The organism is Mycobacterium intermedium, assembly GCF_002086275.1.
GTDB lineage: Bacteria > Actinomycetota > Actinomycetes > Mycobacteriales > Mycobacteriaceae > Mycobacterium > Mycobacterium intermedium.
The window spans coordinates 1-1,598 of record NZ_MVHT01000227.1 but is presented as its reverse complement, the minus strand read 5'-3'; the positions used below and the strand labels follow the sequence as shown (position 1 = coordinate 1,598).

Here is a 1,598-nt window from a genome sequence, read left to right as displayed (position 1 = left end):
GCCCCTCCAGCGCCCCCCTTCCCACCGGCCTGTCCGTCGGTGCCTGAGATCACGCCAGTGGTACCTGCATTGCCGGCAGCGCCGGCACCGCCGGCACCGCCGTCGCCGCCGCGGCCCACGGACCCTCCGTCGCCACCCGCACCCCCTAGGCCGCCGTCGGCACCCGCGGTGATGGCATCGGCTCCGTCGCCGCCCCTGCCGCCGTTGCCGCCCTTCGTTGCCGCCGCACCCTTCGCACCCGTTTCGCCGATGGACGAACCACTGCCACCACTGCCGCCGGCTCCGCCCAAGCCTGCGTCACCGCCCTTGCCGCCGGCCCCGCCGACGCCCGAGCCGCCGTTCTCGAACGTGCCTTTCGTACCGGCGGCACCATCGCCGCCTTCCCCGGCGGCACCGCCGTTGCCGCCGTCGCCACCAGCACCTTCCGTACCGTGCTGGCCCGTGCTGGCCAACGCTTGACCAGCGGCCCCACCATTGCCACCCGCCCCGCCGGCGCCACCATTGCCGCCGTTGCCGCCGTCTTTGCCATTGGCGCCGGGCGTGAAGTCCGGCAAGAAGGTCCTGCCGTCACCCCCCGACCCACCGTTGCCTCCCCTGCCGCCGGCGCCACCGTCACCGCCGTTGCCGCCGGCGATGCCGCCGTTGCCGCCAGCGCCACCGTTGCCGCCGGCTCCGCCGGCTTTGCCGTCTGCGCCGCCCACACCGGAGCTACCCAGCGCGCCGCTGCCGCCTTCTCCGCCGGTGCCACCATTGCCGACTCTGCCGCCGTTGCCGCCAGCGCCACCGTCGCCGCCGGCGCTTCCACCGCCTAGGCTCTGGGCGCCCTTGCCGCCGGTGCCGCCATTACCGCCGGTGGTCGGGCTTGCTCCGGCCGCGCCGCTAGCTGCGCGGGTGCCGTCGCCGTTGTCCCCGCCAAGGCCGCCGGCTCCACCGAGGCCGGAGTCGCCGCCCTTGCCGCCGGTTCCGCCAACACCGGTGCCGCCGCCGTTGAAGGTGCCGGTGCCGCCGGTGCCACCGTCGCCCGCGATGCCGCCGGCGCCGCCCGTGCCACCGGTGCCGCCGCCGCCATGGGCGCCCGCCAATCCCAAAAGCCCCCCGCTGCCGCCGCTGCCGCCGGTCCCTCCGGCCCCACCGTCGCCGCCGCGTCCGCCGTGGCCGCCGTCAAATCCGTTGCCGCCCAACGTGTCCGCGTTGCCACCGGTTGCTCCCGCACCTCCGCTACCGCCATCGCCGCCGAAGCCGCCTGCGCCACCGGCCCCGCCGTTGCCAACCAACCAGCCTCCGCGGCCGCCGGAGCCGCCGACTCCGCCCTGTCCGCCATTTCCGCCGTCAAGGCCGGACTGACCTGCGGAGAGGCCCGGGTCGCCGTGCAGGCCGGCCATTCCTGTGCCGCCCTGACCACCGGCACCGCCGTTGCCGAACACGTGGGCCTGGCCGCCGGCGCCACCGGCCCCCCCACTGGCCCCCAGAACGGTGGCGGTCCCACCGTTGCCGCCCGCACCGCCGTCACCGAACAACCAGCCCCCGTTACCGCCGGCGGCCAGGCCCACGTGTTCGGCAACGGCGGTGCCGGTGGTCAGGGCGGCACAGGAATGGCC

General features: G+C 76.5%; 1 pseudogene. It reads right to left on the bottom strand.

Annotated features, from left to right (window positions below):
• Positions 1-1,598: pseudogene (locus BST27_RS32910) on the bottom strand (PE family protein); the annotation flags it as partial.